Source organism: Dellaglioa sp. CoH-55-MRSF-9, assembly GCF_056782155.1.
Window position 1 is genome coordinate 41261 of the sequence record NZ_JBXAYG010000005.1, and the last position, 25626, is coordinate 66886.

Here is a 25626-nt window from a genome sequence, read left to right on the forward strand (position 1 = left end):
TTTATGTCGTTAACCAATTACCGTTATAATATCATCTATATTCGGTAGACAACATTCAACATTTGCGACCTAGATGTGTTTTTTTGACATTTTAATCATAATTATATTTACTTCTTATAGTATGTATCACAAAATTTGATTGTACTTTATTTCATTTTTCTTTATACTTAACCATAGCTATCACTGCACCAGTATCATAAAATATTTTATCCATATGGAGGCTATTATTTTGCTAGAATCAGAAAAAACATTACGTTGGTATAACGTTGCTTTAATTGCATTCGTTTCCGTTTGGGGACTTGCAAATGTCTTTAACAACTTTGCTAACCAAGGACTCACTGTTATTACATCTTGGATTTTAATCATGATTTTTTACTTTGTTCCTTATACTTTAATTGTTGGTCAATTAGGCTCAACATTTAAAGATGCCAGCGGTGGTGTGTCTTCATGGGTGAAAGAAACTTCAACCAAGAGACTTGCCTACTATGCAGCTTGGACTTATTGGGTCGTACATATTCCTTACCTAGCACAAAAACCACAAGGTATTTTAATTGCCTTTAGTTGGTTATTCAAAGGTAACGGAAATTTCGTTAATGAAACTTCTGCTATGACCGTTTCACTTATGGGCTTAGTCATTTTCATTTTCTTCTTATGGATTGCCTCAAAGGGACTTGCTACTTTAAGTCGAATTGGTAGTGTTGCCGGAACAGCAATGTTCGTTATGTCATTATTATTCATCTTGTTGGCAGTTTCAGCGCCATTCATGACGCATGCTAAAATTCAAACACCTGATATGGGTGCCATTAAATCATATCTACCTAACTTTAACTTCGCCTACTTCACAACGATTTCAATGTTAGTTTTCGCTGTTGGTGGTGCTGAAAAGATTTCTCCCTATGTTAATAAAACAAAAAACTCAGCTAAAGAATTTCCAAAAGGAATGTTAGCATTGGCCGCAATGGTTGCCATCTGTGCTATTTTAGGTTCGTTCGCTATGGGATTCTTATTTAACGGAACTAACATCCCTGATGATTTAATCACAAATGGTCCTTACGAAGGTTTCTTACGTCTTGGTAGTTTCTATCACGTAGGTAATTTATTCATGATTCTATACGCAATTGCCAATGCGATGGCTCAAATTTCAGCGCTTGCTTTCTCAATTGATGCACCATTAAAAATTCTTTTAGGTGATGCTGATCCAAACTTCATTCCTAAAAGCTTGTCAAAACTTAATAAAAAAGGAACTCCCGTTAATGGTTATGCCATGACTGGTGTTTTAGTTAGTATTTTAATTATCATTCCTGCAATCGGGATTGGTAACATGAACGCATTATACAAATGGTTATTGAACCTAAATGCGGTTGTCATGCCTATGCGTTATCTCTGGGTATTCTTCGCTTACATGCTATTAAACAAACAATTGAAGAATTTCAAAGCCGGTTACAAGTTTGTTAAGAATCCTGTCGTTGGTTACATTGTTGGTGCTTGGTGTTTCTTATTCACTGCATTCGCTTGTATCCTAGGAGTTGTTCCTAAATTAAACTACTCAGATAGCCCTTCTAACTACTTGTTCCAATTAACACTTAATATTGTCACACCACTTGTCTTAGTTGCATTAGGTTTAATCCTCCCTGCAATTGCACGTCGCGGTAACAAAAAAGCCCTATAAAATTAATCTTAACTAAAATCTTATATTCACAAATAAACCTTATGCCTAAAAGCATAAGGTTTATTTAATTTTATGGTTTTTAATTTTCATATTAGGTATACTAGAGCAGTTAAATAAAATTTTGGAAGGAATCTATTTGTATGAATATTATTGTTATGTTAAAAGTTATTATTTTGGGAGTTGTCGAAGGAATTACAGAATGGCTTCCTATTAGTTCAACGGGACATATGATTTTAGTTGACGAATTTTTACAACTAAAAGAAAATGCTGCTTTCATGGAAATGTTCTTCGTTGTTATCCAACTGGGCGCTATCCTAGCAGTTTGTGTGTTGTATTTCCATAAATTAAATCCTTTTTCTCCAAAAAAATCGCAATTAGAAAAAAGAGATACGTGGTCTCTATGGAGTAAAGTCATTGTAGCTGTACTTCCAGCTGCTGTGATTGGGTTAGTTGCTGATGACTGGTTAAATGCGAAATTATATAATTTCCCAGTTGTTGCCTTAATGTTAATTATTTATGGTGTTTTATTCATTATTATTGAAAACAAAAAAGCCGATGCTGTTCCTTCTATTACATCATTCAATCAAGTTACTTACAAAACAGCGTTACTAATCGGTGTTTTCCAAGTTCTTGCTTTAATTCCCGGAACATCACGTTCTGGTGCAACTATTTTAGGTGCCATTTTATTAGGGACTTCTCGATTCATTGCTGCTGAATTTTCATTTTTCTTATCAATTCCAGTTATGTTCGGTGCCAGTCTACTCAAATTAGTTAAATACTTCCATAATGGTTATAGCTTTACCGGTGATCAAACAGCCGTCTTATTACTTGGTTGTGTAGTCGCATTCTTAGTTTCAATTGTTGCAATCAAATTCTTGATGGGTTACATCAAGTCGAAAGATTTCAAACCATTTGGTTGGTACCGTATTATTTTAGGTGCCTTGCTACTCGTTTACTATTTCTTCATTAAATAATTAGACAAAAAAACGCCGATAATATCGGCGTTTTTTTATTTAGTTTTCTTGGCTGGTGCTTTTTTCTTAGTAGTTACTTTCTTTACAGCCGGTTTCTTTTTAGCGGGTACCTTTTTGGCCACGGGCTTTTTCTTGGCTGCCGCCTTTACAGTTGTCGTTTTTTTCTTTGTTGTCGCTTTTTTTGTAGCCGTCGTCTTTTTAACTGCTGGTTTCTTTTTAACAGCTGGTTTTTTCTTAGCTGGAGCTTTCTTTTTCTTTTCAACGACAACTGGTTCTTTTTCTTCAATAATAGGTGGATTTTCAAGGAAAGCTATCTTTTCAGCAATCATAGTTGTGCTTGTCATATTATGATCACTGGGGTTTTCTAAATAATTAGTCACAGATGTAATTTCATCGATTCTTAATTTAGATGCGTTCAGAATTGGTGACTCAACAATCAGATAGACATTAACTTCTGCTTCATCTGTTACTTCATTAAAGAAGCTGGGTAACTTTTTATAATATTTGTATGGTAAATTAAGGATATTTGCTTCAAGTGTAAAAATTGCGGTACCTTCAGGATATTCAATCATCAATTGAACTTCTACAAGCTTACCATCCCGTACATTGTTTTCTAAATCAGCATAACACTTAGCGAATAATTCTGGTACACCAATCGCTTGGACATCTTCTGGTGTGGCAGTATAAAAAATCTTTGTGTACGCCTCTAACTCAATAGCGGACATGAATTGTTCAACGGTCATTTTCATTAGTTATCTATCCTCCGTATTCTCTCTACATAGTCCATAATATCCTAGATGGCAATAATTGCAAAACATAAATAAAAAAAGGATAACTTTTGTTATCCTTTTTCACTAATACTACTTATTTAGTTGGTACATTACTCAAATTCCATTGCACTGAAGCATCATATTCTTCACTTCTAACCTCGCTAGGTTTAACACGCAATAGAATTCCCGTATCTTTTGCCCACGTTTTAGTTATCTGGTTAGGAGATGAGTTCCCACCCGCAATATCTATCGAATGGTCTTTTAAAGGTGTCCCAATATCTGTCGCTTTTTCTTTGTAAATTAATGCATCTTTTAGCACAGTGCCGCTGGCTCCAACAACATCAGTTCCAGTCAGCTTTAAATTCCATGTACCTGGTACCGATGCAACTACCTGTATACTTAATTCTTCTACAGGGCTATAGGTTGTTTCTTCGTTGGGTATTGGAATATCACTTTGTCCAAAATTTAATGCACCCGTTACCGATGCTATTTCTAAAACACCTGGATCATTAACAGTGATAATTTCTTGACCCGTTACTGAATTACCATATTGATCTTCAACACTTACCGTATAAGTATTTTTTCCAACGTTTAACTTATCTGCAGGCAGCACTTCAGCGTAGTCAATGCTACCCAACTTATTGAATAGCATTGATTTATCACTAAAGGCTTTACCATTCAGCATCGTTGTTATCGTAACGTTATCATTTTCCATTAGTGTATCTGTTTTAACGTTACTCGTAACTTTAATCGACTGACCACTATCAATTGTTTTATCAAGCAATCCTGAAAGTGTCATCTTCTGCTTTAATGCCTTAATGGTAAACGTAGCTAGCTGAGATCTTACTATCGTATTTTGACCATTAAATGTACTAATTGGACTTGTTACTTTGGTATCTGTAGCAACAATTTTAGCTGTCCCATTCATACTGATCGTTGCTGTATCATTACTTTTTGATAAGTTTTTATTTAGACTTGATGTAATGACACCATCTTTAGTTGTTGTATCAAATGTTTGCGTTGTTCCATCGGCGTATTTAATGATACCTTCTTTGTCTAACGTCACAGCATTAGGCGTTTTTAACGAAGCAACGATTTTTTTCCAATCTTGCTTTCCATCATTGTATTTCAAAGTTGTTTGAAGATTAAGTTTATCCCCGCTGTTAGCAATTCCTGATGCGGTAATGTCCTTATTGTTCTGGGTAGTATCTGTCACTTTTTGCGTCGCCGTAACAGAAACTAAATCAGATATTTCTTCAAACATCACTAAATTTGTTTCCCAGTTACCGCCTGTTGCGCCCGTAAATCCCCAAGTCACTTGACCATCAGTGCTCGCAAATTTACTTTTATCAATTGGAACTGTCTTTGCAAGACCACCACCTAATACATCACCCGTACCGGGGACTTTATCTCCAATAGTATAGGTCATTGAGCCGGCAGTTGTAGACGTTGATTTATAATCAATTGACACATGCCACCATCTTCCATTAGATAAGTCAGCGACAGCAAGTAGTCCATCATGAGTTAATTTATTATACTTACTTAAAAAACCATTTTGTTCATAAGTAGCCCTTTGATTAGGATAATTGCTTGCCAGATGATTGTCTTGGATAGTGTTTAAATTATCAAATCCGTTACCCTTGCTTGCCTCACTATTTTTATGTGTATCAAATTCTAACGCCCATGAATTTTTAATAGCTGTTCCTGCAACGGTAGATTCTGATCCACCTTTATCAACACCCCAAACACCTAATGATTCGCCTCCACCAGAAATAGCACTGAGACCACGGCTATCATTTTGTAAAACAAAAGCCATCCCATCACCAGAATTAGCACCCTGATTACCGAAATACATCCACATTGACATTTTATTATTTTTATTAAGATTAAATTTATTGTTTGCTGTAGACCAGGCAGATCCCACTTGGTTAGTTGCATCCGTAATTTTTATAATTGATTTATCTGCGTTATCTGCTGTTTCAGAAACAACATTACCACTAGCATCGAATGTTACAATTTTTGCATTATTTTGTGTTCCTGTTGTTCCAGGTGTCAAAAGTCCATTTGATACTAATGCGTCTGGTGCCGATGCCACTGCGTTAGAATAATCATCAGCATTAACACCTGTAGAGCTAAGCCCTAATGTCACTAACACACCTGTAAAAAGTACAGCTTTCAGCCGTAATATTGTCATAATCCTATCTCCCCCCGGACATTTGAATTTAACCGACAATTAAGTTTATTATTAATTATTTGGTACATTCGTTAGCGTCCAATCTAATTCAGAACTATAGGTTTCAGCTACTTTAATTTCACTTGGTTCAACATCCAATACAATTCCAGAATCTGCTGACCAACTTTTTTCAACCGTAGTTGCTTGACCTACTCCTGTAGACACTATTGTACCATACGTTGGAGAAAGCGGTAACGTGTTTTCCTGATTTGAATTACGAAACCCAATAGTTGAATGCTTTAAAGTACTTTTATCACTTGCTGCAGTTAGTGGTCCTGCAGTCACAGACAATGTCCAGTTTTTAGCTGCTGACGTTTCTAACTTAAGCATATAGCTTGAAGCACGGTTTAAAATACTTCTTTTCGCTGGTATTTTATTATTAAAATTAATTGAATCATCTGATGAAATACTCAACAATCCTACGACAACAGAGATTGTTTGGTTATTAGAAATGTTTCCTTCAGAATCAACCGAATAAATAGTTAACTCGTGCGTTCCAATGGCAAACTTAGTTGTATCTAGTGCTACACTATGATCTTGTGTCGAACCTGGTTTAGTATTTGTATATTTTTCTAATTCAACAGGTGTTCCAGTACTTCCTTCTTTATAGTACGTTGTTAACGCTGCACTATTATCAGCTACTTGGAAAATCAATGTATATGGCGCTACAACGGTTCCTTTATTATCATTTAAAGTTAAAACGGGTTTAATATTAATTTTTTGTGTATATTTTTGCGTCGTATTACCATCTGGATCTGTTACTTGAACATTATAAGAATATTCGCCAGTGGTTAGTTTGTCCTTTGGAATCGTTACGTTAAATGTACCATCCGTTGCGACATCACCCTTAATAGGTGTTGTATCCTCATTAAGTGTCACACTGGCCGTTGTTCCTTTAGCAAAAGTTCCACCTAAACTAGATTTTACCGTTCCACTAATCGTCGCATCCGTTCCATAATTAATATCAATATCTTTAAGGCCATCAATCGTTAAGGCTGTTTTTGGTGATGCTTTAATCGTATAGCTAATAGGATTAGAATCAATCATTGCATTGCTTCCGATGAATTGACCTGCTGAAACAGTCACTGGTGTATCCACTTCAACTGGCATTACTTCACCGATAAATGAAATATGTGAACTTTGTCCAGGTGTAGATAATTCAGGTATTTGCGCGCCGGATAACCCAGCAGGGTCACTTCCATAGATATTACTAGGAAATTTTCCTGTACCAAAATCGTTAGGTATTTCATACCCAGTCCATTTTATATTATTAGCCGGGTATTTTAAATATCCACCTATGCCTGTCCACGATTGTTTTCCACTATCGTAAGTTACGGTAGTGTTGAATTTTACTTTATCTCCAGCTTTTACTTCTCCATTAGCCGAGACATCCTTGTTATTTTGTGTAATATCCGTCATAGTTTGTACCGCAGTCGCATTAACAAGACCTGGTACAGTTTCAAACATAACTAAGTTATTTTCAAAAGAGTCACCCGTTGACCCTGTAAATCCCCAACGGATTTTACCCGTTGTAGAATTAAATTTCGATTTATCAATTGGAACACTTGCCGTCTGCCCTGTCTGACTTGTATCTTCAGTAGGATCCAAGTCTTCTGTTCCTGAAATTGGTTTTTTATCATCAATCGTATATGTCATTGACCCAGCACTCGCACTCACTGATTTATAATCAATTGTCACATGATGCCATGCCCGATTTGATAAGAACCCATTATAATTAATAAGGCCTAAATGATTTAGTTTAACTGAAGAAGAGATTGTATGATTATCCGTGTATGTTGCCTCAACAGCTGGATACCCACTACCAATATGGTTAGGTGCTAAACTAGGATCTAAATCAAATCCGTTTCCTGAACTATTACCATTATTCAAATGAGTATCAAATTCTAGCGCCCAACTATTTTGAATAGCGCCTCTAGCAGTATTATTGGGGGATCCCGTACCCACTGAATCGTCTCCCCAAACACCTAACGTTTCACCTGCTTTAGTTGCAATAGCAGCATTTCCTTTTGCATCATTTTGAAAAACAAGTGCCATCCCATCCCCAGCAGTATTCGTTTTGCTACCAAAATAAATCCACATAGAAGCTTTACTACTTGTATTAATATCAAATGAATTTTCGTCTGTTGACCAAATTGCTGCTTTTTGATTCTTAGCATCCGTAATTTTAACCATCGTTTTAGCAGCCAGATTAGTCGAATTAGGATCTTTATTGGTATCGGTTAATTCGACCATACCACTAGTTGCTACTACTCCAGCACCAGTACCCGTCTGGAATAAATTTGTCATTAAAATTGCTCGAGGTGCTGATGCTTTTGCAGAATCATAATCCGCATCTGCCTTGATACTTGTTACATTAACTAAAAAGAATAACCCAAAAGTTAGTAGTGTTAATTTTAATTTATTATTAATTTTCATGTTGGCCCCCACCTATTTTCCCCAAAGTTCATCTATAATAACTAATATGATAGCATGATACAGACAAAAAAAAACATCAAAAATAGAGGGTACCCCCACACTTTTTGATGTTATTTAAAAAATAAATGATTTTATTATTAATCTAAATTATCATTCATAAACTTAACGACTTTTTTAGTATATAATTCTGGATCCTTACTGAACGCTTTTCCGTGACCTGCGCCCTTCACAATCCACAATTCCTTCGTACCTGCTGAGGCTTTGTAGTTGTCATAAACCATTGCGCTAGGAACGAAATCATCCTTGTCGCCATGAATGAATAATGTTGGTAATTTATTTTTCTTTAATTGTTTAACAGAGTCAGCTTCTGCAAAAGAGTAGCCCGCACGTAACTGAGTTACCCAACTAGAAGTTGTTATTAATGGTTCTTTTGGTAAATTGAATTGGAGTTTCAATTGATAAGCTAACAAATCTTCAACATTTGTATAACCACAATCTTCAACAATTGCTTTAACTTGAGTTGGTAACTTTTCACCACTCATCATCATGACAGTAGCACCACCCATGCTAACTCCAAACAAGCCAATCTTTTGATCTGTTCCCTTTTCGGCAATTAATTTTTTGGTCCATTTAATGTAATCTAAGCGATCTTTCCATCCGAAACCAATATAATCGCCCTGACTTTTACCTTGGCCTCGATCATCTGGCGCTAAAACGTTATAGCCATTATCATGAAATAATTTTATATATGAAGCCATACTTTCTTTATTTTCCATGTAACCATGTGCCACAACAACTGTTTTTAAAGATTTAGTTGCCGCCGGTACATAGTCAGCAACTAATTTTAAATTTTCACCTGCTGATGTTTCTGTCCAGTTTTCTTTTTTAGTACTGGCCAACCATTTTTTTGCTTCAATTGTTCGCTTTGGTGTTCCTTTTGATGTTCCCGTTAATGTTTTTTCTGTATTTTGAATGGCATAGTGATAGAGATAGAAACTACCCCCTGTAATTGCAACCGCTAATAACACTAAAATACTGACAATCCAAATTATAATTTTCTTTTTCATTCAAAGAAACTCCTTTATCGTTTATGCCATTAACGTATTATAGCATTGTTTATTTTATAATTCACGTTTTAATTTAAAAAAATAACCACATTAGTTGGATAAACTAGTGTGGTTACTAAATAAATAACGGTTTATTTAATTTCTTTAACTTCTTTTAATACGTTTTGCATTACTTTTGCTTTTGTTTGTGCCTTGAAAATTGTTGTTGCTTGTTCTGCAATCTTAGCTTGATCAGCTTTCGAGATTGATGCATCTTTCATCATAGCATTTGTGACAGCTGCTTTAACAAAAGTAGCACCATCCGCAGCAAGTTTAGCTTTTCCTGCCTTTGTATTCATTTTAGCTGCTTCTACTTTAGCAATTTTAGGCATGGCCTTAGCTTGCTTAACCGTTAATGTTGTCCAACTCTTTTTAACGTAGAATGTATGCGTACGTTTTACTAAAGTTTTATCGTTATTAGCGATACCAAACATTAATCGATACCCATTACCTTTATAAGTCCAACGGGTTTCTTTAGTAACTAATTTGTTACTCTTAGCATTTTCAACAATCTTGCTAGTTGTATCGTCTGTCTTAGTTGCCTTTGTTTTCTTTTGTGATGCCGTATTTTTATAAATAACGACTTTTTCAGATCCATCTGTACCGATAGGCTGATATAGTAACATGTCCATCTCTTTAGAACTAGAAGCTAATTGTTCTGTCTTAGTTGTCGTTACTTTTTCCATTCCATAATGTGCACTGTAGTTAGCAACAATTAAGCCACCTGTAAGAATAATACAAAGTGCAAAAATGCCACCTAAAATGTAGCTCAGTACATTATTACGGATGAGGTTCCACGTAAGGAAGAATAAAATAATTGAAAGAATTAATAATAAAATAATCATTATTTATTACCTCCATTTTTTAAAACTTGTTGTTTTGATTTTAAGAAGAATGAAAATCCGAGCCCAACCACACAGAAAACGACTGCGATGATAAAGGCAGCATGATAACCACTTAATGTCGCATCAATAGCTTTTGTTTTGTAATCTAATGGTGCCGATTTAAGCATTGATTTAGCTGGTAATGCAGCTGTTGTTACATTTGTTAGAACGGAAATCATAACCGCTGTTACGATTGAACTTGCGATTTGACGAGCTGTATTATTAACAGCCGTTCCATGACCCATCAAGTTAGCTGGTAATGCATTCATCCCTGATGTTGTTGTTGGCATCATAACCATTGAAATCCCAAACATACGAACTGCATACATAATTGTGATGTATAAAGTTGGCGTATCTTTTGTTAAGAAAACGAATGGAATTGTACCAAGTGTTAATAAGAACATACCACCAGTTGCCAATTTCTTAGCACCATAAATATCGAATAATCGTCCCGTTATCGGACTCATAATCCCCATCATTAAAGCACCAGCCAATAAGGTTAATCCTGACTCAAATGCGCTATCTCCACGTACAATTTGGAGATACATTGGTAGAATCATTTCAACACCGATCATAGCCATGTTAACAATTGAACTTAAAACGGCTGCAATTGTGTATTCTTGGGAAGCAAAAACACGTAATTCCAAGAAAGGATTTTCCATTGTTAATTGACGCCATATGAATAAACCAATAAAAATAACACCCACAACAAGGAAACTAAGTACTGAGGTACTTCCCCAGCCGTTATCTCCAACTGTTGAGAATCCATAAAGTAAGCCACCAAATCCAATTGTTGATAAAATCAATGATAAGACATCAATTTTAGATTTGTGTGTTTTGATGACCGGTTTCATAAACCAGAAAGAAGCCACAAAAACAATTCCTACTAATGGAATAATCATACCAAAAAGATCACGCCATGAAGCATTATCAATAACCCAACCTGAAAGTGTAGGTCCAATTGCAGGAGCTAGTCCGATAACTAAACCGGCAAGTCCCATTGAAGCACCACGTTTTTCGGGTGGGAAAATTGAAAGCATAATCGTTTGTAATAAAGGCATTGTTACCCCAACACCGACTGCTTGAACTAAGCGAGCTGTTAACAATACCCCAAAATTAGGTGCGATAAATGCTAAAACTGTTCCTAATTCAAAGATACCAATAGCACCTATGTATAACCATTTGGTATTTACACGACTACTTAACCATGCACTAACTGGAATTAAAATCCCGTTGACTAACATAAATCCTGTTGTTAACCATTGAACAGTTGACGTTGTTACGTCAAATTCATCCATTAATGTTGGAAATGCAGTTGCTAAAATTGTTTGATTCAAAACCGTACAAAATGTCCCTACTAATAAAATTGCAATTAGCATGGGGCGATTATATGGTTTACCCTTTGCATCTAATCCATCCATACTTAAAACCTTCTTTTTCTTTAATTTATCTTCGAAGACTAATATAAGACTATCTCGCTTTAATGTCAAGTAAGTTGACAAACGTTTTAATATATATATAATCAGTATAGTAAACATCACAATGAGATTGTTAGATAAATTTTTATTTAGGAGGTATATTCGTTTGGCAGATATGGACGATATTGCAAACATTAAAGATTATGCAAAAAGAATGGCCGTTATTATGAAGAATGATACATTTTCAATCGGAATCGGTGAAATTGCCGAAACAACTGGGCTCACTCAGAGTCAAATTCGTTATTGGGAACAAAAAGGCTTTATTGATTCTATTAATACTAATAAAAATCAGAATAGAAAATATTCTTACCATACCTTATCAATTATTCGATTAATTAAATCTTACTTAGACTCTGGATTTACACTTAAAACAGCTGCCGCTAAAGCAAATGCCCATAAAGAAATGGGTAAAATGGTTCGTCAGATATTTACGGATCGTTTCGTTGGCGTGGAAGAAATCGATGGTTTACCCTGTATTAATCTCGGTTTCTTTGATAAAGAAGAAACTCAAACGTTATACATTGTCATTCATGATGACTCAACTGAAATAAAAGTTGTTCCGGTAAAATAAAGAAGCTTTCAATACTTGTTTGTAGACAAGTATTGAAAGCTTCTTTATTATCATATCTATTTTAGACCCATAATCCCCCATGCAATCATGCCAATGAGTGCAAAAATAATCCAGTAATAGCGAGCTAGGAATTCCCACCCATTATTAATCGGTTTATATTGCCACTCACGCCATCTATGATTTTCGTGCCAATCTTTATCTGATTCATCTTCTTCTATAAATCGTTTAATTCTAGTTTTAAACTCTGACGTTTTTTTCACTGGCATCGCCACCAAAAAGTAATATTTCTACAGGGACGTCTAAAATTTTGGCTACCGATTCAATTTTTCCCAAATCAGGTTCAGCTTCTCCTGTTTCCCATTTTGATACAGCTTGTCTTGATACAAACAATTGATTTGCCAATTCTTCTTGTGACATTTTTTTCTCTTTACGTATTTTAACGAGTTGTTCCGCAAATATAATTTTCATCCCTATAACCTTCTTTCCTCTATTTAACATCTCAAATATTAGCATACAGCAAGGGGTGCAACAGGCAACCGCTAGTTGAAAGGGCCGCAACTAAAAATAGCATGCGGCAAATTAAATTTGCAACACACTATTTGTCTAGATTTAGTTTTGTTTTTTAATCAACTAACCGCTCAGGCATCATATCTTTTAAAAATTCAACAGCACCATCGCTAACCATTAATTTTTCCCGATCATTTTTAGCTAAGGTTCTTTTTATAGTTTCTTCTTGTCCATTCAATAACTTTGATGTCCACTTAGGATCAATTAAGAGTGAACGACCAACGGCTACTAAATCAGCGTTAGCCAAAACACCATTAACATCTTCCCGAGTCCGAACATCTCCTACCCCGATTAATGGAACACGACCATTTATCTTTTCTTGGACATAATCCATTCTTGATTTTTCATTGAAATTTATATTTCTCGAAACACTATTATACTTACCTAATGAGATATGTAGATAATCTAATTTTTTATCAGCAAGTTTATCAATCAAAATCATTGAATCTTCCATACTAATACCTGGCTTTTCATATTCTTCAGGCGAAAAGCGGTAACCAACAATAAAATCTTTTACACCTGATTGATCAACACTCTCAATAACACCATCAACTACATCATTAATGAATTTAAATCGCTTATCAAGCGTGCCACCCCAAGCATCATGACGTCTATTTGAGTGTGGTGAAAAAAATTGTTGTAGTAAATACGTATTCGCACCATGCAGTTCAACGCCATCAAATCCCGCTTTAATTGCTCGTTTTGTTGCTGATTTAAAGGATTCAATCAACTCTAAAATTTCAGTTTCTGACAATGCTTTAGGAATTTCTGCGTCTGGTCTTTCTGCCGCAACAGCACTGGCTGAAACTGGTAATTGTCCTCTAAGTACCGTTGAATTTGTCATACGACCCGCATGGAAAATTTGTAAAATAGCTTTAGTCCCATTCTTTTTGATTGCCGATGCCAATCTCGTTAGCCCGGGAATAAACTTATCATCATAGATGGCAAGTGAGCCTTCCCAACCTTTTCCATTTGCTTGGACACTGGTAGCTGCCGTAATAACAGCCCCAACTTCGCCTGAATGTAGTGCATAATAATCTGATTCATCATGTGTAACAACTTCATCATAGTAGCTCATCTTAACGGTCATTGGCGCCATTAAGATTCTATTTTTCAATTCCAATCCCCGCCTGAATCTAAAGGTATCCGTCATCTTTTTTGTCATCGTTATTCTCCCATTCAGTCGTTAGTTTTATTTAAATTAGTCATACCATACTACTCAAAATTATGTTGCTAGATTAAATGATGCGCTCATTGTCTCACTTACAAAGAAATCTCTCAATGATGATAAATCTTAATTTTTTCTATTATTCAAACTCAATTATTATGATTCCTTCATCAGATAGGTATAATAAAATTAAAATACATGCTATTTAAGGAGCAAACCATTATGAAATTCAGACAATTAATTTATACAGTAACTCTTACAACATTAGCTGTCTTGAGTCTAGGATCTGTTGCCTCTGCTGCAACTAATGATTCAAGCTCAGCTTCATCAACATCGGGCACAACAACTGACTGGTCAAATCCAGTTGTCACATTAGGAACAAGTTTAACAGATTCACAAAAATCAGGAACACTTTCAACTTTAACAGCTAGCTTAAACGGTAGTTCTTCATATTCGACATTACCCGTAAATGGCGCAACTTTAGTTAAATATCTCAATAGTTCTGGTGGCTCATTTACATCAACTTCAGGTGTCTGGTCATCTGCTATGGTTCAAAAAACGAGCAGTGGTTCTGGTATCAACGTTGAAATTTTAGACTACAATGGTAAAAATAACATCACCACAATTACAGAAAACCAATATAAAAACGCCGCATTAACAGCTGGTGTAACTGATGCCAATATCTATGTCACTTCTGCTACACCAATAGATGGATCAGGTGCTTTAGCTGGTGTTTATGCAGCCTTCGCTACAAACGGGGACGCTCTAAATACAAAACAAGTCACTGCCGCACAAAATGAAATGTCGACTTTAAGTGACATTACACAAGCCAATAAAAGCAAAGATGGGTATACTGATTCACAATTGAATAACGCTGTAGCCGGTGCTAAAAATGATATGGCTAAAGAAGGTAGTTCTATTACAAATAATCAAATTACTACTATTGTAAATAACCAAATCACAAATAATAACTTAACAAATGTCATTACTGATAATCAAAAACAAGATATTATTGCCGTGTTAATCAAGATTCGTGATTCAGGTGCTTTAGATTCATCAAATTTCAAATCACAAGCAAGTAAAGTTGCAACAAATATTCAAGATGGTGCTAAAGATATTTTCAGCAAATTAGACACAGCTGAAAATCGAAACTTCCTACAAAAAATTTGGGACGCAATTGTTTCATTTTTTAACGCTATCTGGTCAGCTATTAGTTCTTGGATTTCATAAATAAAACTAACCATATAGGTTTTAAGAAGAACTTACAGTTTTAGACTAAAAATCTTACTGTAGGTTTTTTTAGTTAACTAATCAAACGGAGGCATGATACTATCACGAAGAAAAAAATATTAAGTGTCATTTTCATCCTATTAATAGTAAGTGCCGCATGTACCTTTTACGCATTTAAAATAGAGCCTTACCGCGTTGTCGTTAAAAATATTGCTTTAAATAAGGCAGATACTACTAAAAAGAAACTTAAAATTGTGCAAATTAGTGATGTCGAAATAGCAGATGATTATACACCTGAAAATTTCGGAAAAATTGTTAATAAAATCAATCAAGAAAAACCAGATTTGGTCTTATTTACAGGTGATTTATTCAGCAATTACAATCAATACCATCCCGTAACAGCTATTGTTCAAAAACTAAGTGAAATTAAATCAACCTATGGAAAATACGCAGTATATGGAAATAAAGATTACGGTGGCGGTGCAGCCAGAGTTTACACTACTGTAATGAATCAAGGTGGTTTTACTGTCCTTAAAAATAGTTCAACGACTATCAATGTAGGTGGAAATTCATCCATTTGGTTGGGTGGTGTAGATGACTCTCAATTAGGTATCCCCGATGTCCAAACGACAGTAGCTCCTGATAAATCCAATTCAACGTACCATATTTTAATGGCTCATGAACCTAGTTTGTCAAATGGTTCATTTAATACCGTCGATTTAATTTTAAGTGGTCACACACATGGTGGCCAAATTCGTATTCCTTTCACTAATAAAGGATTATTATCTGATCATGACGGAGATGGTGGCTACTCTAGTGGCCTTTATACACTAAAGAACAATACAAAATTATATGTTAATAGTGGTATTGGAACATCTCGAATCTCAGCTCGATTCCTAGTACCTCCACAGATTGCAGTATTTGACTTGTATCTTTAGTAATAGTCATTTTAAGCTACTCATAATTATTGGACAAAAAAAGTGTATCGTCAAAAATTAATTGACGATACACTTTTTTTAAACATTTTTACGTTTGAAAACAAAATAACCTAAAAATAAAAATAGTGCCGTATAAGCTAGATTACCTATAATCAATTCGTTATTCGTTAATTGAGTTAGTTTTTCAAACTCCTGTCCGTCTGCCCACTGATTACTTAAATTCATCATATTAAGTGGATTCCATTTAATCCAATCCCATTTAGCAATAGCTAACATTTGGATTCCTGATAAAATAGATGTTAAGAAATAAAAAACAATACCAGCTGCAATCGAAGCACCTGAACTACTAAAGATACTAGCCAATAATAATACCAAACTTAAAATCAACCAGGTACTAATAAAATTCCCCACTAACGTTGTTATTAAAGACATAACAATCGTTTGGTTATCTATTTTATCTGACAAGGATACCATTGGTAAAAGCACTAATTTAGCTATAATTGAAGCCACGAATATTAAAACATTCAAATAAATCGAATAGATTAATATTGTAAGCCATTTACTAGCTAAAACAGCTCCACGTGAATATTTCCGATAAAGCAAATCCTTAATTGTACCAAACTGTGTTTCCATAGCAATAATAACACTTGCTGACGCAATTAAAATGAAAATAATTAATTGAATAGATCCAAATCCACTTTGTACCATGCTTGCTGGATCGAAAATCGAACTATATATTTTTGTTAAAAGTGCTACCCCAAAAATAAAAACAAGTAATATCGCTGATATAATCGCTGTAGATTTCTTTTTACCTAACTTAAATAATTCTTGTTTAACTAAAGTTAACATTAAGCCTTACCTCCGTCATTACTATCTAATAAATTCAATAGTGATTCTTCCATATCATGTTCTTGATGACGTACATCATTTATTTGAATTTTATTATCGTAGAGCACTTGGATAATATTTGCTAAAGTATCTTGTTCGTCTACCTTTACTTTAACTGTTTGATCAACTGCCAATTCATAATTAGCGGCCTTTAAAAGAACTTTAGCTTGCTCGTTTGACGTCGTCTCTAGTAAAACATATCGCTTACTACTATCACTTAATTCAGTAGTAGACATTGCTTTCATTATTTTACCTTCATTTAAAATAATAAAGTGATCAACAATTTTCTCTAATTCACCTAAAATATGACTTGAAATCAAGAACGCTGTCCCGCGTTTAGATAACTTTAAAACAAGTTCGCGGACATCACGTGTTGCTTGAGGATCTAATCCGTTCATAGGTTCATCTAAAATAATTAATCTTGGTCTATTTAATAAAGCTAATGCAATTCCTAATTTTTGCTTCATTCCTAATGAATATGATTTAGCTTTACGATTAATGTAATCTGTCATATGCAAATCAGCAACAATTTCATCTAATTCTTCTTTGGTATTGATTTCAGAGAATAATTTTAAATGATCATAGCCACTTAAAAATGGATAGATACCAGGATATTCAATTAAGGCACCAACTTCTTCTAACCCTTGATGGCTAGTTGTTGATACAATTTTACCGTCAATTGTTATTTCTCCAGTTTGGTAATTTGATAATCCAAGAATTGATTTCATGATGGTTGTTTTACCAGCGCCATTAGCACCAACAAGCCCAACAATCTCACCTTCTGCGATTGTAAAATTAATACCTTTGAGGACTACCTTTTTACCGAAACTTTTAGTTAAATTGTTTATTGTTAACATTTCTTTCAAATTGAATCCCTCCCAATAATTGCTTTTACATTCCTATAAACAGTAGTTTAGCACAATTCCCTTTTATTACATACTAACAAGTCTGTAAGGTCAAAATGGCTACCTATTCTTAGAGAAATAGGTAGCCATTTTACTTTTATTTTTTATTTTTCGAAAAAATACGTTGCAATTTTTGACTAATATTTTGTGGACGATAAATAACAATATAAGCAACAATGACTGTAATACAGCCGCTTATCAAGCCATATCCTATTTTTTCCCCAATTGTATCATAATTAACTACAGCCATTAAAATAGCTATATAAGCCGTTGTAAAAATGAGTAGTGGTAGTTTTAAATAATCGAATTGTAAATAAGGACTATCCTGTTCTAATGATAATTTGTTGAAATAATGAACTGCCATCACTATCATCAATAACCCAGCAATCAAGTATATAAATCCTAGTACAAGATAATAAGTATTAGACATGTCTTGCGTTTGATCAAAAATGAATCCTTCAAAGTAAGCAAACCATATCAAGGCCGAGCCAGTGAATCCCAACGCAGTGACGACAGATGCTACAACCCGACGAACTAAAACACCTACCACAAGGCCAACACTGTATAGCGCAATCAATTGACTACTATCTAAGAATAAATGTATCATTCTATCTGATATAAAATTTGGATTACTTACTGAGATAGCTACATCAGCAACAAATGTTGTTATAATTGAACCTACAATAAAAGTAAGTAAGGCAGGTAGTAACATTAGACCAATTTTTTTTAAGAAAATGCGTTTTCTAGAAAATGAGCTTGAAAATATAAATTCATTAAATTTAGTTTGCATATCATACATATTAGTAAATATCCCTAATAAGATAGCACCCAGACTAAAAATAACTAGTGCTGTTTTTGCATTTTGAAATGTACCATCATGAATACTTACATCTTTTATTTTAATATTATTTTTTTCATATGTTGCTCTGCTAACTGAACCTATTTTACGATGATCCGCTTTTGCCGAATCTTTTTCACTTTGAACAAACTCTGTATAAGTAAGATTGGCCGCGTCTATTCCCGTAGTGTCAACCGAATTATGTAGTGTAAACCCCATAACAACCACAATAAGTGCAACAAGTGATAAAACAATCCACTTATATCTCTGCCAAATAATCTGATTCAATCTTCTATTAACTGTCACTACTTCCCACCTCCGGTATTTTCTTTAGCCGAAAGACTTGCTCGGAATAAATCTTCCAACGTTAACGGTAATTCTTCGAATAATGCCGGATCTTCAGCTTCAATTTGAGCTTCAATTTCATCTGAATAGTGTTCAAATAAAACAGTGACGACACGACCTTGAATACTCATTGCTCGGCTATTTTCTTTAATGAAAGCTGGAATTTCTTTTGATTTAAACACCAATTGAACTTTTCGTGATTCTGAACGCGTGTCTTCCAAACGATAATCACTCACAATATGTCCATCTTTTAAAACCATTGCGCGATCGATTAATCGATCTAATTCTTCTAAATTATGTGAAGAAATAAGTACACTTCGCTGGTCTTCAGCAACGGCATCAATAATAATTTGGAAAACTTGTTTACGGACAATTACATCTAACCCGTCCAGTGGTTCATCTAAAATAACATATGGTGCACCAGTGGAAAAGGCCAAAATAATATTAAATAATCCTTGCATCCCTTTAGAAAATTGACGATATTTTGTTTGTTTAGGTAGGTTGTATTCTGTGACCCAATTATCATATTTTTGACGATCAAACGTTTGATAAGCGAGTTCATAGAATTCGACAATCTTATCTATTGTGTAGCTGTCTAAAAAATTATTCTGTGTATCTAAATAAAAGAGTTTTTCCTTCAATGATGAATCTTCTTTCATCCATTGATCATCAATTAAAATATCACCTTGATCTGGTATGTATTGGCCTGAAATTGATCTGAATAAGGTTGTTTTACCAACTCCATTACGACCAATTAGACCCACTATTTCCCCTGGGACTAAAGACATATTAATATCATTAAGTATCTCTTTGTCACTAATTTTCTCTGATAAACCTTTAATTTCAAATCCCATTCTTAGTCCTCCTTTTCAAAATACGACTTAACCCAACCCTGAATCTCATCTTCTTGGACACCGAGATAGGTCACTTCTTTAATCGTATCTAACAATGCCTCACGATTTTTTTGGATTTGTCGTTCATCGCGATTGCTCTCATTATTGGCTTTGACATATGTCCCTCGACCTTTAACTGTCACGATTACATCCTGTGATTCTAAAACTTTATACGCTTTACTAACCGTATTTGGATTCATTTCATGAATTTTAGCCATTTCTCTAACTGACGGCAACTTGTCTTCTGTCTGCAAAATTCCTTTAAAAATATCTTCTTTTATACCTGATATCAATTGTTCATAAAACGGTTTACTACTCGTCTTATTAATTTGCAATTATCTCACCTCATCCATGTGTACTATAATACATAGTACACATATTAAATACAACCCTTTTAGACATAAAAAAAGAGATAATAACAAATTGTTATTATCTCTTTCAATTACATTTATTAAACTGTAGCGTTCACAAAGGCTTGGAATAAACCTTCTGGACGTTGTGGTCTTGATAAAAATTCTGGATGGTATTGAGCTGCCACAAAGAATTTATTTTCAGGAATTTCAACAACTTCAACTAAACGATTATCTGGAGATGTTCCAGCAAAAACCAATCCTTTATCAGCAAGTTGTTCACGGTATTCGTTATTAAATTCATAACGATGACGGTGACGTTCTTGGATAACTTCTTGATTATCATAAGCTGCAGCTGCTACCGTTCCTGGTTTTAATTTACATGGATATAAACCAAGACGTTGTGTTCCACCCATATCTTCAACATCTTCTTGATCTGTCATCAAGTCGATAATGTTATGTGGTGTTTCTGGAACAGCTTCAGTTGAATGTGCGCCTTGGAGCCCAACAACGTTACGTGCAAATTCAATACATGCCATTTGCATACCAAGACAAACACCTAAGAATGGAACATTATTTTCACGCGCATATTGAATTGAAAGAATCATCCCTTCAAGTCCACGATTACCGAATCCTCCTGGAACGATGATTCCATCAGCATCTTGCAACGTTTCAACAATATTACTTTCATCTAATTTTTCTGCATCAACCATTGTGATTTTAACATCAGCATCAACAGTGTATCCAGCATGTTTCAATGCTTCGGCAACAGAAATATAAGCATCTGGCAATTTAACATATTTACCAACCAACGCAATATTGATTGTTTTCTTCAAATTTAAAACTTGTGTTTCAAGTTTTTGCCATTCAGTCATATCTGCTTCTGGTGTTGTTAATTTCAAATGATCAACAACGATTTGGTCCATTTTTTGTTTTTGTAACGCTAAAGGAATCGTATATAATGTATCAACATCCATTGATTCAATAACGGCTTCTGGTTCAACATCACAGAAATTAGCTAATTTATTACGCATATCTTGCGAGATATGTTCTTCAGTCCGAACAACCAACATATCTGGTTGAATACCCAATCCGCGTAATTCTTTAACACTATGTTGTGTAGGTTTCGTTTTCATTTCACCTGCAGCTTTTAGGTAAGGAATCAATGTTGTATGAATATAAATAACATTATCTGAACCGACATCAGCTTTCATTTGACGTAATGCTTCAAGGAAAGGCAATGATTCAATATCACCAACAGTTCCACCTATTTCAGTAATTACAACATCAGAATCCGTTGTTGTTCCAGCACGCATAATTTTTTCTTTAATTGTATTTGTAATATGTGGTATAACTTGAACTGTGGCACCCAAATAATCACCACGACGTTCTTTTTGTAAAACTTCTGAATAAATTTTACCAGTCGTTACGTTTGAATATTGATTTAAGTTAATATCAATAAAACGTTCATAATGACCAAGATCTAAATCAGTCTCTGTACCATCATCAGTTACGAAAACTTCCCCATGTTGATAGGGACTCATTGTTCCTGGATCCACATTGATATAAGGATCAAACTTTTGAATAGTAACTTTCAAGCCTCTATTCTTTAATAAACGGCCAAGAGATGCTGCAACAATCCCTTTACCAATTGACGAAACAACGCCACCTGTAACAAATATATATTTGGTCATTATAAATCTCCTTTGGGTTAATTTTTGTGGGGATTCTGTGTTTGTGGCCTGATAGTTATTGTTCATTATGTCTATAAAAAACAACAAGCCCCCTAAGCCGAGTAGAATAATCTAATCAGTGTAGGGAGCTTGTATCAACCGTGCGTTTGTCCTCGCAAGAAATACCTGCGAGGCGCCCAAAAAATATATTACAGGGTTTTGACGAAATCGTCAAGTCCTTTTAATTATTTTCCTCGTCGTCTTCTGCATCTTCATCGGATATTTCAGATAATTGATCTTCAATACCTTCTGGTAATTCTTCTTCATCATCAGAATTACTATCAGCTATTTCATCTAAATCTTTATCATAACCTTTAATTTCTGTATCTTCATCATCATCTTCGTCGTCATCTTCATAAGTTGCATCTAAATCGTCGTCCTCAGGATCATCATCATTGTAATCAATAACGTCATCATCATCAGCGGCATCTGCTAAGAAAGCATTAACTTTCTTACGTTTTTTACGTTTAGGACGATCTTCATCGTCTTCATCTTCTACATGAGCAACAGCTTCATCGATTGAATCGAAGGGATACCATGAACGTAATCCCCATAAGTTCTCTCCAAGTGAAATGAAGCTACCATCAGCATTTAAATCTGTGTAAAATTGTGATAAGCGATCTCTCACTTCTAAATCATTTTTACCAAGATATGTTTGGATTTCATTAGTTAAGTCAGCAAAACCCATGACGTCACCATGTTGCGATAAGATTGCGTGAGCAACCTCGATCATTGATAACTCGTCTTTGTTTTGGCCATCGAATTGTTTAAGCTCCAACTAGCACACGTCCTTTCCAAAAGTCTACTCTTAATCATACATTTTTATGCCGTAAATTGCAATCGTATATTATAGTCTCCCAACAATTCACCGCTTGTTGTTAAGCGATAATCAATATCAAGTGATCCCGAAATTGGTTGGCTATTTAACTGACTTTTTAATTGCGTTGTTTCAATTTCAATTGGAATACGACCATACGCTGTTTTATAAACCCCATTAATTTTTTTTTGCGCTAAAAAAATTAATTTTGTGCGTATATCATCTGTTTCTCGAGTTAATTGAATTTCACCATCATCTTGCAATTTAAAGGTAACTGGATTTTTTTTACCAGACTCTGCGTCTTCTTCTTTATATCTGATATACATCCCATCGCCTAAACGAACGAGTTGTCCCGTTGTTTCGATGACATAGCGTTCAACTTCGCCTTCTTGTGTTTTAATTGTTTCCAAATGGATCGCAATTTGTTTATCTAACGTGATTGCCATACAACTTAATTCCTCCATTCACCTTATCGTTTCACTGTATTATAACTTAGATTTAAATGAATGTCGTTACCTATAATCATCATTATGTCATGACTAAATTACGAATGTTCGTTATAATAGAAGTATTACGAACTTATTTACTATCTAAATTTTCGAGGAGGGATTCTATTGCTCGAACAATCGCCGTTACTTGCTAGAGAAAAAGTGTTACGTGATCCTATTCACGATTACATTTATGTGCAACATCAAGTTATTTTAGATTTAATTAATACTAAAGAATTCCAACGTTTACGCCGAATTAAACAGCTCGGTACAACTTCATTAACTTTTCATGGAGCGGAACATTCACGTTTCACCCATTCCGTGGGTGTTTATGAAATCACACGTCGAATCTGCGATAATTTCCAACGAAATTATCCAAGCAAAGAAGCTGGCGACGGTTTATGGGACGACTCCGAAAAATTAGTGGCGTTATGCGCTGCTCTTTTACACGATATCGGCCATGGTCCATACTCACATACTTTCGAGCACATTTTCAAAACGGACCACGAAGCTATCACTGCTCAAATTTTAACTGATCCATCAACTGAGATTAATCAAGTTTTAGCAAAAGTTTCTGCTGATTTCCCAGAAAAAGTGGCAAGTGTTATTCAAAAAACGTACCCTAATCCACAAGTTGTCCAATTGATTTCGAGTCAAATAGACGCTGATCGAATGGATTACTTATTACGTGATTCTTACTACACTGGTACAAATTATGGTACATTTGACTTAACTCGGATTTTACGTGTGATGCGTCCTTATAAAGGCGGGATTGCATTTGATATCAATGGGATGCATGCCGTTGAAGATTATATTGTCAGCCGATTCCAAATGTACGTCCAAGTTTATTTCCATCCTATTTCTAGATCAATGGAAGTTATTTTAAGTCATTTATTAAATCGGGCTAAATACCTATACGAAAATAATCGCTTAAGTGCCGAGGATTCACCAAAATTATTGATTCCACTTTTTAAAAATGAATTTTCATTAGATGATTATTTACAATTAGATGACGGTGTTTTAACCACTTACTTCACGGAATGGCGTCAAAATACTGATAATATCTTAAGTGACTTAGCTGTCCGTTTCCTGGATCGCAAACCATTTAAATCAATCAAATTTGATGAAGAGACTGTTGATTTATTACCTACTCTAGAACGTCTTATTGAATCAGCTGGCTTTCAACCTGACTACTATACGGCAGAAAATGACAGTTACGACTTACCTTATGATGCCTATGATCCAACCAAAGATAAGCCGCGCACCCAAATCGAATTAGCTCAAGAAGATGGTTCACTTGTTGAATTATCTAGCGTCAGTGACCTCGTTGCTTCTATTACTGGTAAAGTATCAGGCGACCGTCGTTTCTTCTTCCCAAGAGAATTAGTAAAATCAGAGAACGATTTATTCACTGACATTTATACACAATTTAGAACTTATCTTAATAATGATACTTTAATCAACCCAAAGGAGAATACACAACATGACAATTAAATTAATCGCAATCGATATTGACGGTACTCTCGTTAATGATAAAAAAGAAATCGCCCCAGAAACTATTACTACTATTAAAGCTGCTAAAGCTGCTGGCATCAAAGTTGTCCTTTGTACCGGACGTCCTTTAACAGGCGTTACAAAATACTTAGAAAAACTCGGTTTAACATCAGATGATGATTTTGTTATTACTTTTAACGGTGCTTTAGTTCAAGTTTCAGGCTCTGGTGAAGTTTTAATTCATCATACGTTAGATATTAATGATTACAACATAATCGAAGAAACAAGTCGTGAATTAAACGTCCATGTTCATGCTGAAGATCAAGCATTAATGTATACACCTAATGCTGATATCAGTGAATATTCTGTGGCAGAGTCATTCTTAGTTCAAATGCCTATTCGTTTCCGAAAACCTGAAGAAATGGACAAGAATATCGTCATTTCGAAAATGATGTATATTGATTATCCTGAAGTTATTACACGTGTCGTTAAGGAATTACCCGCAAAAATTACCGATAATTATTACTACGTTCAAAGTGAACCTTACTTTTTAGAACTCCTAAACAAAAATGCCAGCAAGGGAAATGCCGTTATGTCCTTGGCTGATAAATTAGGTTTCACCAAAGACGAGGTTATGGCACTTGGTGATCAAGGTAATGATTTATCAATGATCCAAGCAGCAGGTCTAGGTGTTGCCATGGGTAACGCCATTCAAGAAGTTAAAGATAATGCTCAAGCAGTAACTGCTACTAACGTTGAGTTAGGTGTTGCTAAAGCAATCCAAAAATATGCATTAGCTGATTAAATAAATTAAAAACGGACCTAACTTTGAATAATCAAAGTTAGGTCCG

The 25626-nt window shown here is 34.8% G+C and carries 24 protein-coding genes; 7 read left to right on the forward strand and 17 right to left on the reverse strand.

What is annotated here, in order from left to right; translation table 11 throughout:
- Positions 1-229 precede the first annotated feature (229 nt).
- Positions 230-1669: an amino acid permease gene (locus AC1RPV_RS06070; RefSeq protein WP_481761757.1), complete on the forward strand. Its 1440-nt coding sequence runs from the start codon at positions 230-232 to the stop codon at positions 1667-1669.
- A gap of 140 nt (positions 1670-1809) precedes the next feature.
- Positions 1810-2643, forward strand: coding sequence for an undecaprenyl-diphosphate phosphatase (locus AC1RPV_RS06075; RefSeq protein WP_481761758.1), 834 nt, complete (start codon positions 1810-1812; stop codon positions 2641-2643).
- A gap of 35 nt (positions 2644-2678) precedes the next feature.
- Here AC1RPV_RS06075 and AC1RPV_RS06080 read toward each other — a convergent pair whose 3' ends face one another.
- From AC1RPV_RS06080 to AC1RPV_RS06105, 6 genes are all read right to left on the reverse strand, one after another.
- On the reverse strand, positions 2679-3392 hold the full coding sequence (locus tag AC1RPV_RS06080) for a hypothetical protein (RefSeq protein ID WP_481761759.1): 714 nt from the start codon (positions 3390-3392) through the stop codon (positions 2679-2681).
- Positions 3393-3507: 115 nt separating this feature from the next.
- Positions 3508-5607 (reverse strand): L-type lectin-domain containing protein, encoded by a 2100-nt coding sequence (locus AC1RPV_RS06085; protein WP_481761760.1) that lies wholly within the window; start codon positions 5605-5607, stop codon positions 3508-3510.
- Between the two features lie 51 nt (positions 5608-5658).
- Positions 5659-8082 (reverse strand): hypothetical protein, encoded by a 2424-nt coding sequence (locus AC1RPV_RS06090; RefSeq protein WP_481761761.1) that lies wholly within the window; start codon positions 8080-8082, stop codon positions 5659-5661.
- A 137-nt stretch (positions 8083-8219) separates the two neighbouring features.
- Positions 8220-9149 carry an alpha/beta hydrolase gene (locus tag AC1RPV_RS06095; protein ID WP_481761762.1) on the reverse strand — a complete coding sequence of 310 codons (930 nt, stop codon included), beginning with the start codon at positions 9147-9149 and terminating at the stop codon, positions 8220-8222.
- Between the two features lie 131 nt (positions 9150-9280).
- A complete protein-coding gene (locus tag AC1RPV_RS06100) occupies positions 9281-10033 on the reverse strand; it encodes a DUF4811 domain-containing protein (RefSeq protein WP_481761763.1) in 753 nt (250 codons plus the stop codon).
- The gene (locus tag AC1RPV_RS06105; protein WP_481761764.1) at positions 10033-11493 is read right to left on the reverse strand and encodes an MDR family MFS transporter; all 1461 of its coding nucleotides are present in this window, start codon (positions 11491-11493) and stop codon (positions 10033-10035) included. Before AC1RPV_RS06105 ends, AC1RPV_RS06100 begins: the two co-directional genes overlap by 1 nt.
- A gap of 172 nt (positions 11494-11665) precedes the next feature.
- Between AC1RPV_RS06105 and AC1RPV_RS06110 the strand changes: the two genes are divergently transcribed.
- Complete coding sequence (locus tag AC1RPV_RS06110) at positions 11666-12121, forward strand: MerR family transcriptional regulator (RefSeq protein ID WP_481761805.1); 456 nt, start codon at positions 11666-11668, stop codon at positions 12119-12121.
- Positions 12122-12177: 56 nt separating this feature from the next.
- Here AC1RPV_RS06110 and AC1RPV_RS06115 read toward each other — a convergent pair whose 3' ends face one another.
- The 3 genes from AC1RPV_RS06115 to AC1RPV_RS06125 form a co-directional block, all read right to left on the reverse strand.
- On the reverse strand, positions 12178-12381 hold the full coding sequence (locus tag AC1RPV_RS06115) for a hypothetical protein (RefSeq protein WP_481761765.1): 204 nt from the start codon (positions 12379-12381) through the stop codon (positions 12178-12180).
- On the reverse strand, positions 12359-12589 hold the full coding sequence (locus AC1RPV_RS06120; protein ID WP_481761766.1) for a helix-turn-helix domain-containing protein: 231 nt from the start codon (positions 12587-12589) through the stop codon (positions 12359-12361). Before AC1RPV_RS06120 ends, AC1RPV_RS06115 begins: the two co-directional genes overlap by 23 nt.
- A 154-nt stretch (positions 12590-12743) precedes the next feature.
- Entirely contained in the window at positions 12744-13853 is a 1110-nt protein-coding gene (locus AC1RPV_RS06125; protein WP_481761767.1) for an NADH-dependent flavin oxidoreductase, read from the reverse strand.
- A 225-nt stretch (positions 13854-14078) separates the two neighbouring features.
- On the opposite strand from AC1RPV_RS06125, the gene AC1RPV_RS06130 reads away from it, so the two are divergent.
- Both AC1RPV_RS06130 and AC1RPV_RS06135 read left to right on the forward strand, forming a co-directional pair.
- Positions 14079-15086: a DUF1002 domain-containing protein gene (locus AC1RPV_RS06130; RefSeq protein ID WP_481761768.1), complete on the forward strand. Its 1008-nt coding sequence runs from the start codon at positions 14079-14081 to the stop codon at positions 15084-15086.
- A 254-nt stretch (positions 15087-15340) separates the two neighbouring features.
- Entirely contained in the window at positions 15341-16024 is a 684-nt protein-coding gene (locus AC1RPV_RS06135) for a metallophosphoesterase (protein ID WP_481761769.1), read from the forward strand.
- Between the two features lie 78 nt (positions 16025-16102).
- Here AC1RPV_RS06135 and AC1RPV_RS06140 read toward each other — a convergent pair whose 3' ends face one another.
- From AC1RPV_RS06140 to AC1RPV_RS06175, 8 genes are all read right to left on the reverse strand, one after another.
- On the reverse strand, positions 16103-16873 hold the full coding sequence (locus tag AC1RPV_RS06140) for an ABC transporter permease (RefSeq protein WP_481761770.1): 771 nt from the start codon (positions 16871-16873) through the stop codon (positions 16103-16105).
- On the reverse strand, positions 16873-17769 hold the full coding sequence (locus AC1RPV_RS06145) for an ABC transporter ATP-binding protein (protein ID WP_481761806.1): 897 nt from the start codon (positions 17767-17769) through the stop codon (positions 16873-16875). Before AC1RPV_RS06145 ends, AC1RPV_RS06140 begins: the two co-directional genes overlap by 1 nt.
- A 145-nt stretch (positions 17770-17914) precedes the next feature.
- On the reverse strand, positions 17915-18961 hold the full coding sequence (locus tag AC1RPV_RS06150; protein WP_481761771.1) for a hypothetical protein: 1047 nt from the start codon (positions 18959-18961) through the stop codon (positions 17915-17917).
- The gene (locus AC1RPV_RS06155; protein WP_481761772.1) at positions 18961-19854 is read right to left on the reverse strand and encodes an ATP-binding cassette domain-containing protein; all 894 of its coding nucleotides are present in this window, start codon (positions 19852-19854) and stop codon (positions 18961-18963) included. The genes AC1RPV_RS06150 and AC1RPV_RS06155 overlap by 1 nt, the downstream gene beginning before the upstream one ends.
- 2 nt (positions 19855-19856) lie before the next feature.
- The gene (locus tag AC1RPV_RS06160) at positions 19857-20228 is read right to left on the reverse strand and encodes a GntR family transcriptional regulator (RefSeq protein ID WP_481761773.1); all 372 of its coding nucleotides are present in this window, start codon (positions 20226-20228) and stop codon (positions 19857-19859) included.
- A gap of 116 nt (positions 20229-20344) precedes the next feature.
- On the reverse strand, positions 20345-21937 hold the full coding sequence (locus tag AC1RPV_RS06165; protein WP_481761774.1) for a CTP synthase: 1593 nt from the start codon (positions 21935-21937) through the stop codon (positions 20345-20347).
- A 220-nt stretch (positions 21938-22157) separates the two neighbouring features.
- Entirely contained in the window at positions 22158-22754 is a 597-nt protein-coding gene (rpoE, locus tag AC1RPV_RS06170) for a DNA-directed RNA polymerase subunit delta (RefSeq protein WP_481761775.1), read from the reverse strand.
- Between the two features lie 44 nt (positions 22755-22798).
- Positions 22799-23239 carry a YwiB family protein gene (locus AC1RPV_RS06175; protein WP_481761776.1) on the reverse strand — a complete coding sequence of 147 codons (441 nt, stop codon included), beginning with the start codon at positions 23237-23239 and terminating at the stop codon, positions 22799-22801.
- A 168-nt stretch (positions 23240-23407) separates the two neighbouring features.
- Here AC1RPV_RS06175 and AC1RPV_RS06180 point away from each other — a divergent pair, with 168 nt between their 5' ends.
- Positions 23408-24775: an HD domain-containing protein gene (locus tag AC1RPV_RS06180; protein ID WP_481761777.1), complete on the forward strand. Its 1368-nt coding sequence runs from the start codon at positions 23408-23410 to the stop codon at positions 24773-24775.
- Positions 24765-25580, forward strand: a complete 816-nt coding sequence (yidA, locus tag AC1RPV_RS06185; RefSeq protein ID WP_409021948.1) for a sugar-phosphatase — start codon at positions 24765-24767, stop codon at positions 25578-25580. The genes AC1RPV_RS06180 and yidA overlap by 11 nt, the downstream gene beginning before the upstream one ends.
- Positions 25581-25626 lie beyond the last annotated feature (46 nt).

What these genes read in the sequence shown, in the direction of transcription:
- AC1RPV_RS06100 (WP_481761763.1), bottom strand. Translation starts at nt 10,033, where the DNA reads ATGATTATTTTATTATTAATTCTTTCAATTATTTTATTCTTCCTTACG.
- yidA (WP_409021948.1), top strand. Translation starts at nt 24,765, where the DNA reads ATGACAATTAAATTAATCGCAATCGATATTGACGGTACTCTCGTTAAT.
- AC1RPV_RS06130 (WP_481761768.1), top strand. Translation starts at nt 14,079, where the DNA reads ATGAAATTCAGACAATTAATTTATACAGTAACTCTTACAACATTAGCT.
- AC1RPV_RS06085 (WP_481761760.1), bottom strand. Translation starts at nt 5,607, where the DNA reads ATGACAATATTACGGCTGAAAGCTGTACTTTTTACAGGTGTGTTAGTG.
- AC1RPV_RS06120 (WP_481761766.1), bottom strand. Translation starts at nt 12,589, where the DNA reads ATGAAAATTATATTTGCGGAACAACTCGTTAAAATACGTAAAGAGAAA.
- AC1RPV_RS06175 (WP_481761776.1), bottom strand. Translation starts at nt 23,239, where the DNA reads ATGGCAATCACGTTAGATAAACAAATTGCGATCCATTTGGAAACAATT.
- AC1RPV_RS06140 (WP_481761770.1), bottom strand. Translation starts at nt 16,873, where the DNA reads ATGTTAACTTTAGTTAAACAAGAATTATTTAAGTTAGGTAAAAAGAAA.
- AC1RPV_RS06105 (WP_481761764.1), bottom strand. Translation starts at nt 11,493, where the DNA reads ATGGATGGATTAGATGCAAAGGGTAAACCATATAATCGCCCCATGCTA.
- AC1RPV_RS06075 (WP_481761758.1), top strand. Translation starts at nt 1,810, where the DNA reads ATGAATATTATTGTTATGTTAAAAGTTATTATTTTGGGAGTTGTCGAA.
- AC1RPV_RS06155 (WP_481761772.1), bottom strand. Translation starts at nt 19,854, where the DNA reads ATGGGATTTGAAATTAAAGGTTTATCAGAGAAAATTAGTGACAAAGAG.
- AC1RPV_RS06145 (WP_481761806.1), bottom strand. Translation starts at nt 17,769, where the DNA reads ATGTTAACAATAAACAATTTAACTAAAAGTTTCGGTAAAAAGGTAGTC.
- AC1RPV_RS06080 (WP_481761759.1), bottom strand. Translation starts at nt 3,392, where the DNA reads ATGAAAATGACCGTTGAACAATTCATGTCCGCTATTGAGTTAGAGGCG.
- AC1RPV_RS06090 (WP_481761761.1), bottom strand. Translation starts at nt 8,082, where the DNA reads ATGAAAATTAATAATAAATTAAAATTAACACTACTAACTTTTGGGTTA.
- AC1RPV_RS06125 (WP_481761767.1), bottom strand. Translation starts at nt 13,853, where the DNA reads ATGACAAAAAAGATGACGGATACCTTTAGATTCAGGCGGGGATTGGAA.
- AC1RPV_RS06095 (WP_481761762.1), bottom strand. Translation starts at nt 9,149, where the DNA reads ATGAAAAAGAAAATTATAATTTGGATTGTCAGTATTTTAGTGTTATTA.
- AC1RPV_RS06165 (WP_481761774.1), bottom strand. Translation starts at nt 21,937, where the DNA reads ATGACCAAATATATATTTGTTACAGGTGGCGTTGTTTCGTCAATTGGT.
- AC1RPV_RS06110 (WP_481761805.1), top strand. Translation starts at nt 11,666, where the DNA reads ATGGACGATATTGCAAACATTAAAGATTATGCAAAAAGAATGGCCGTT.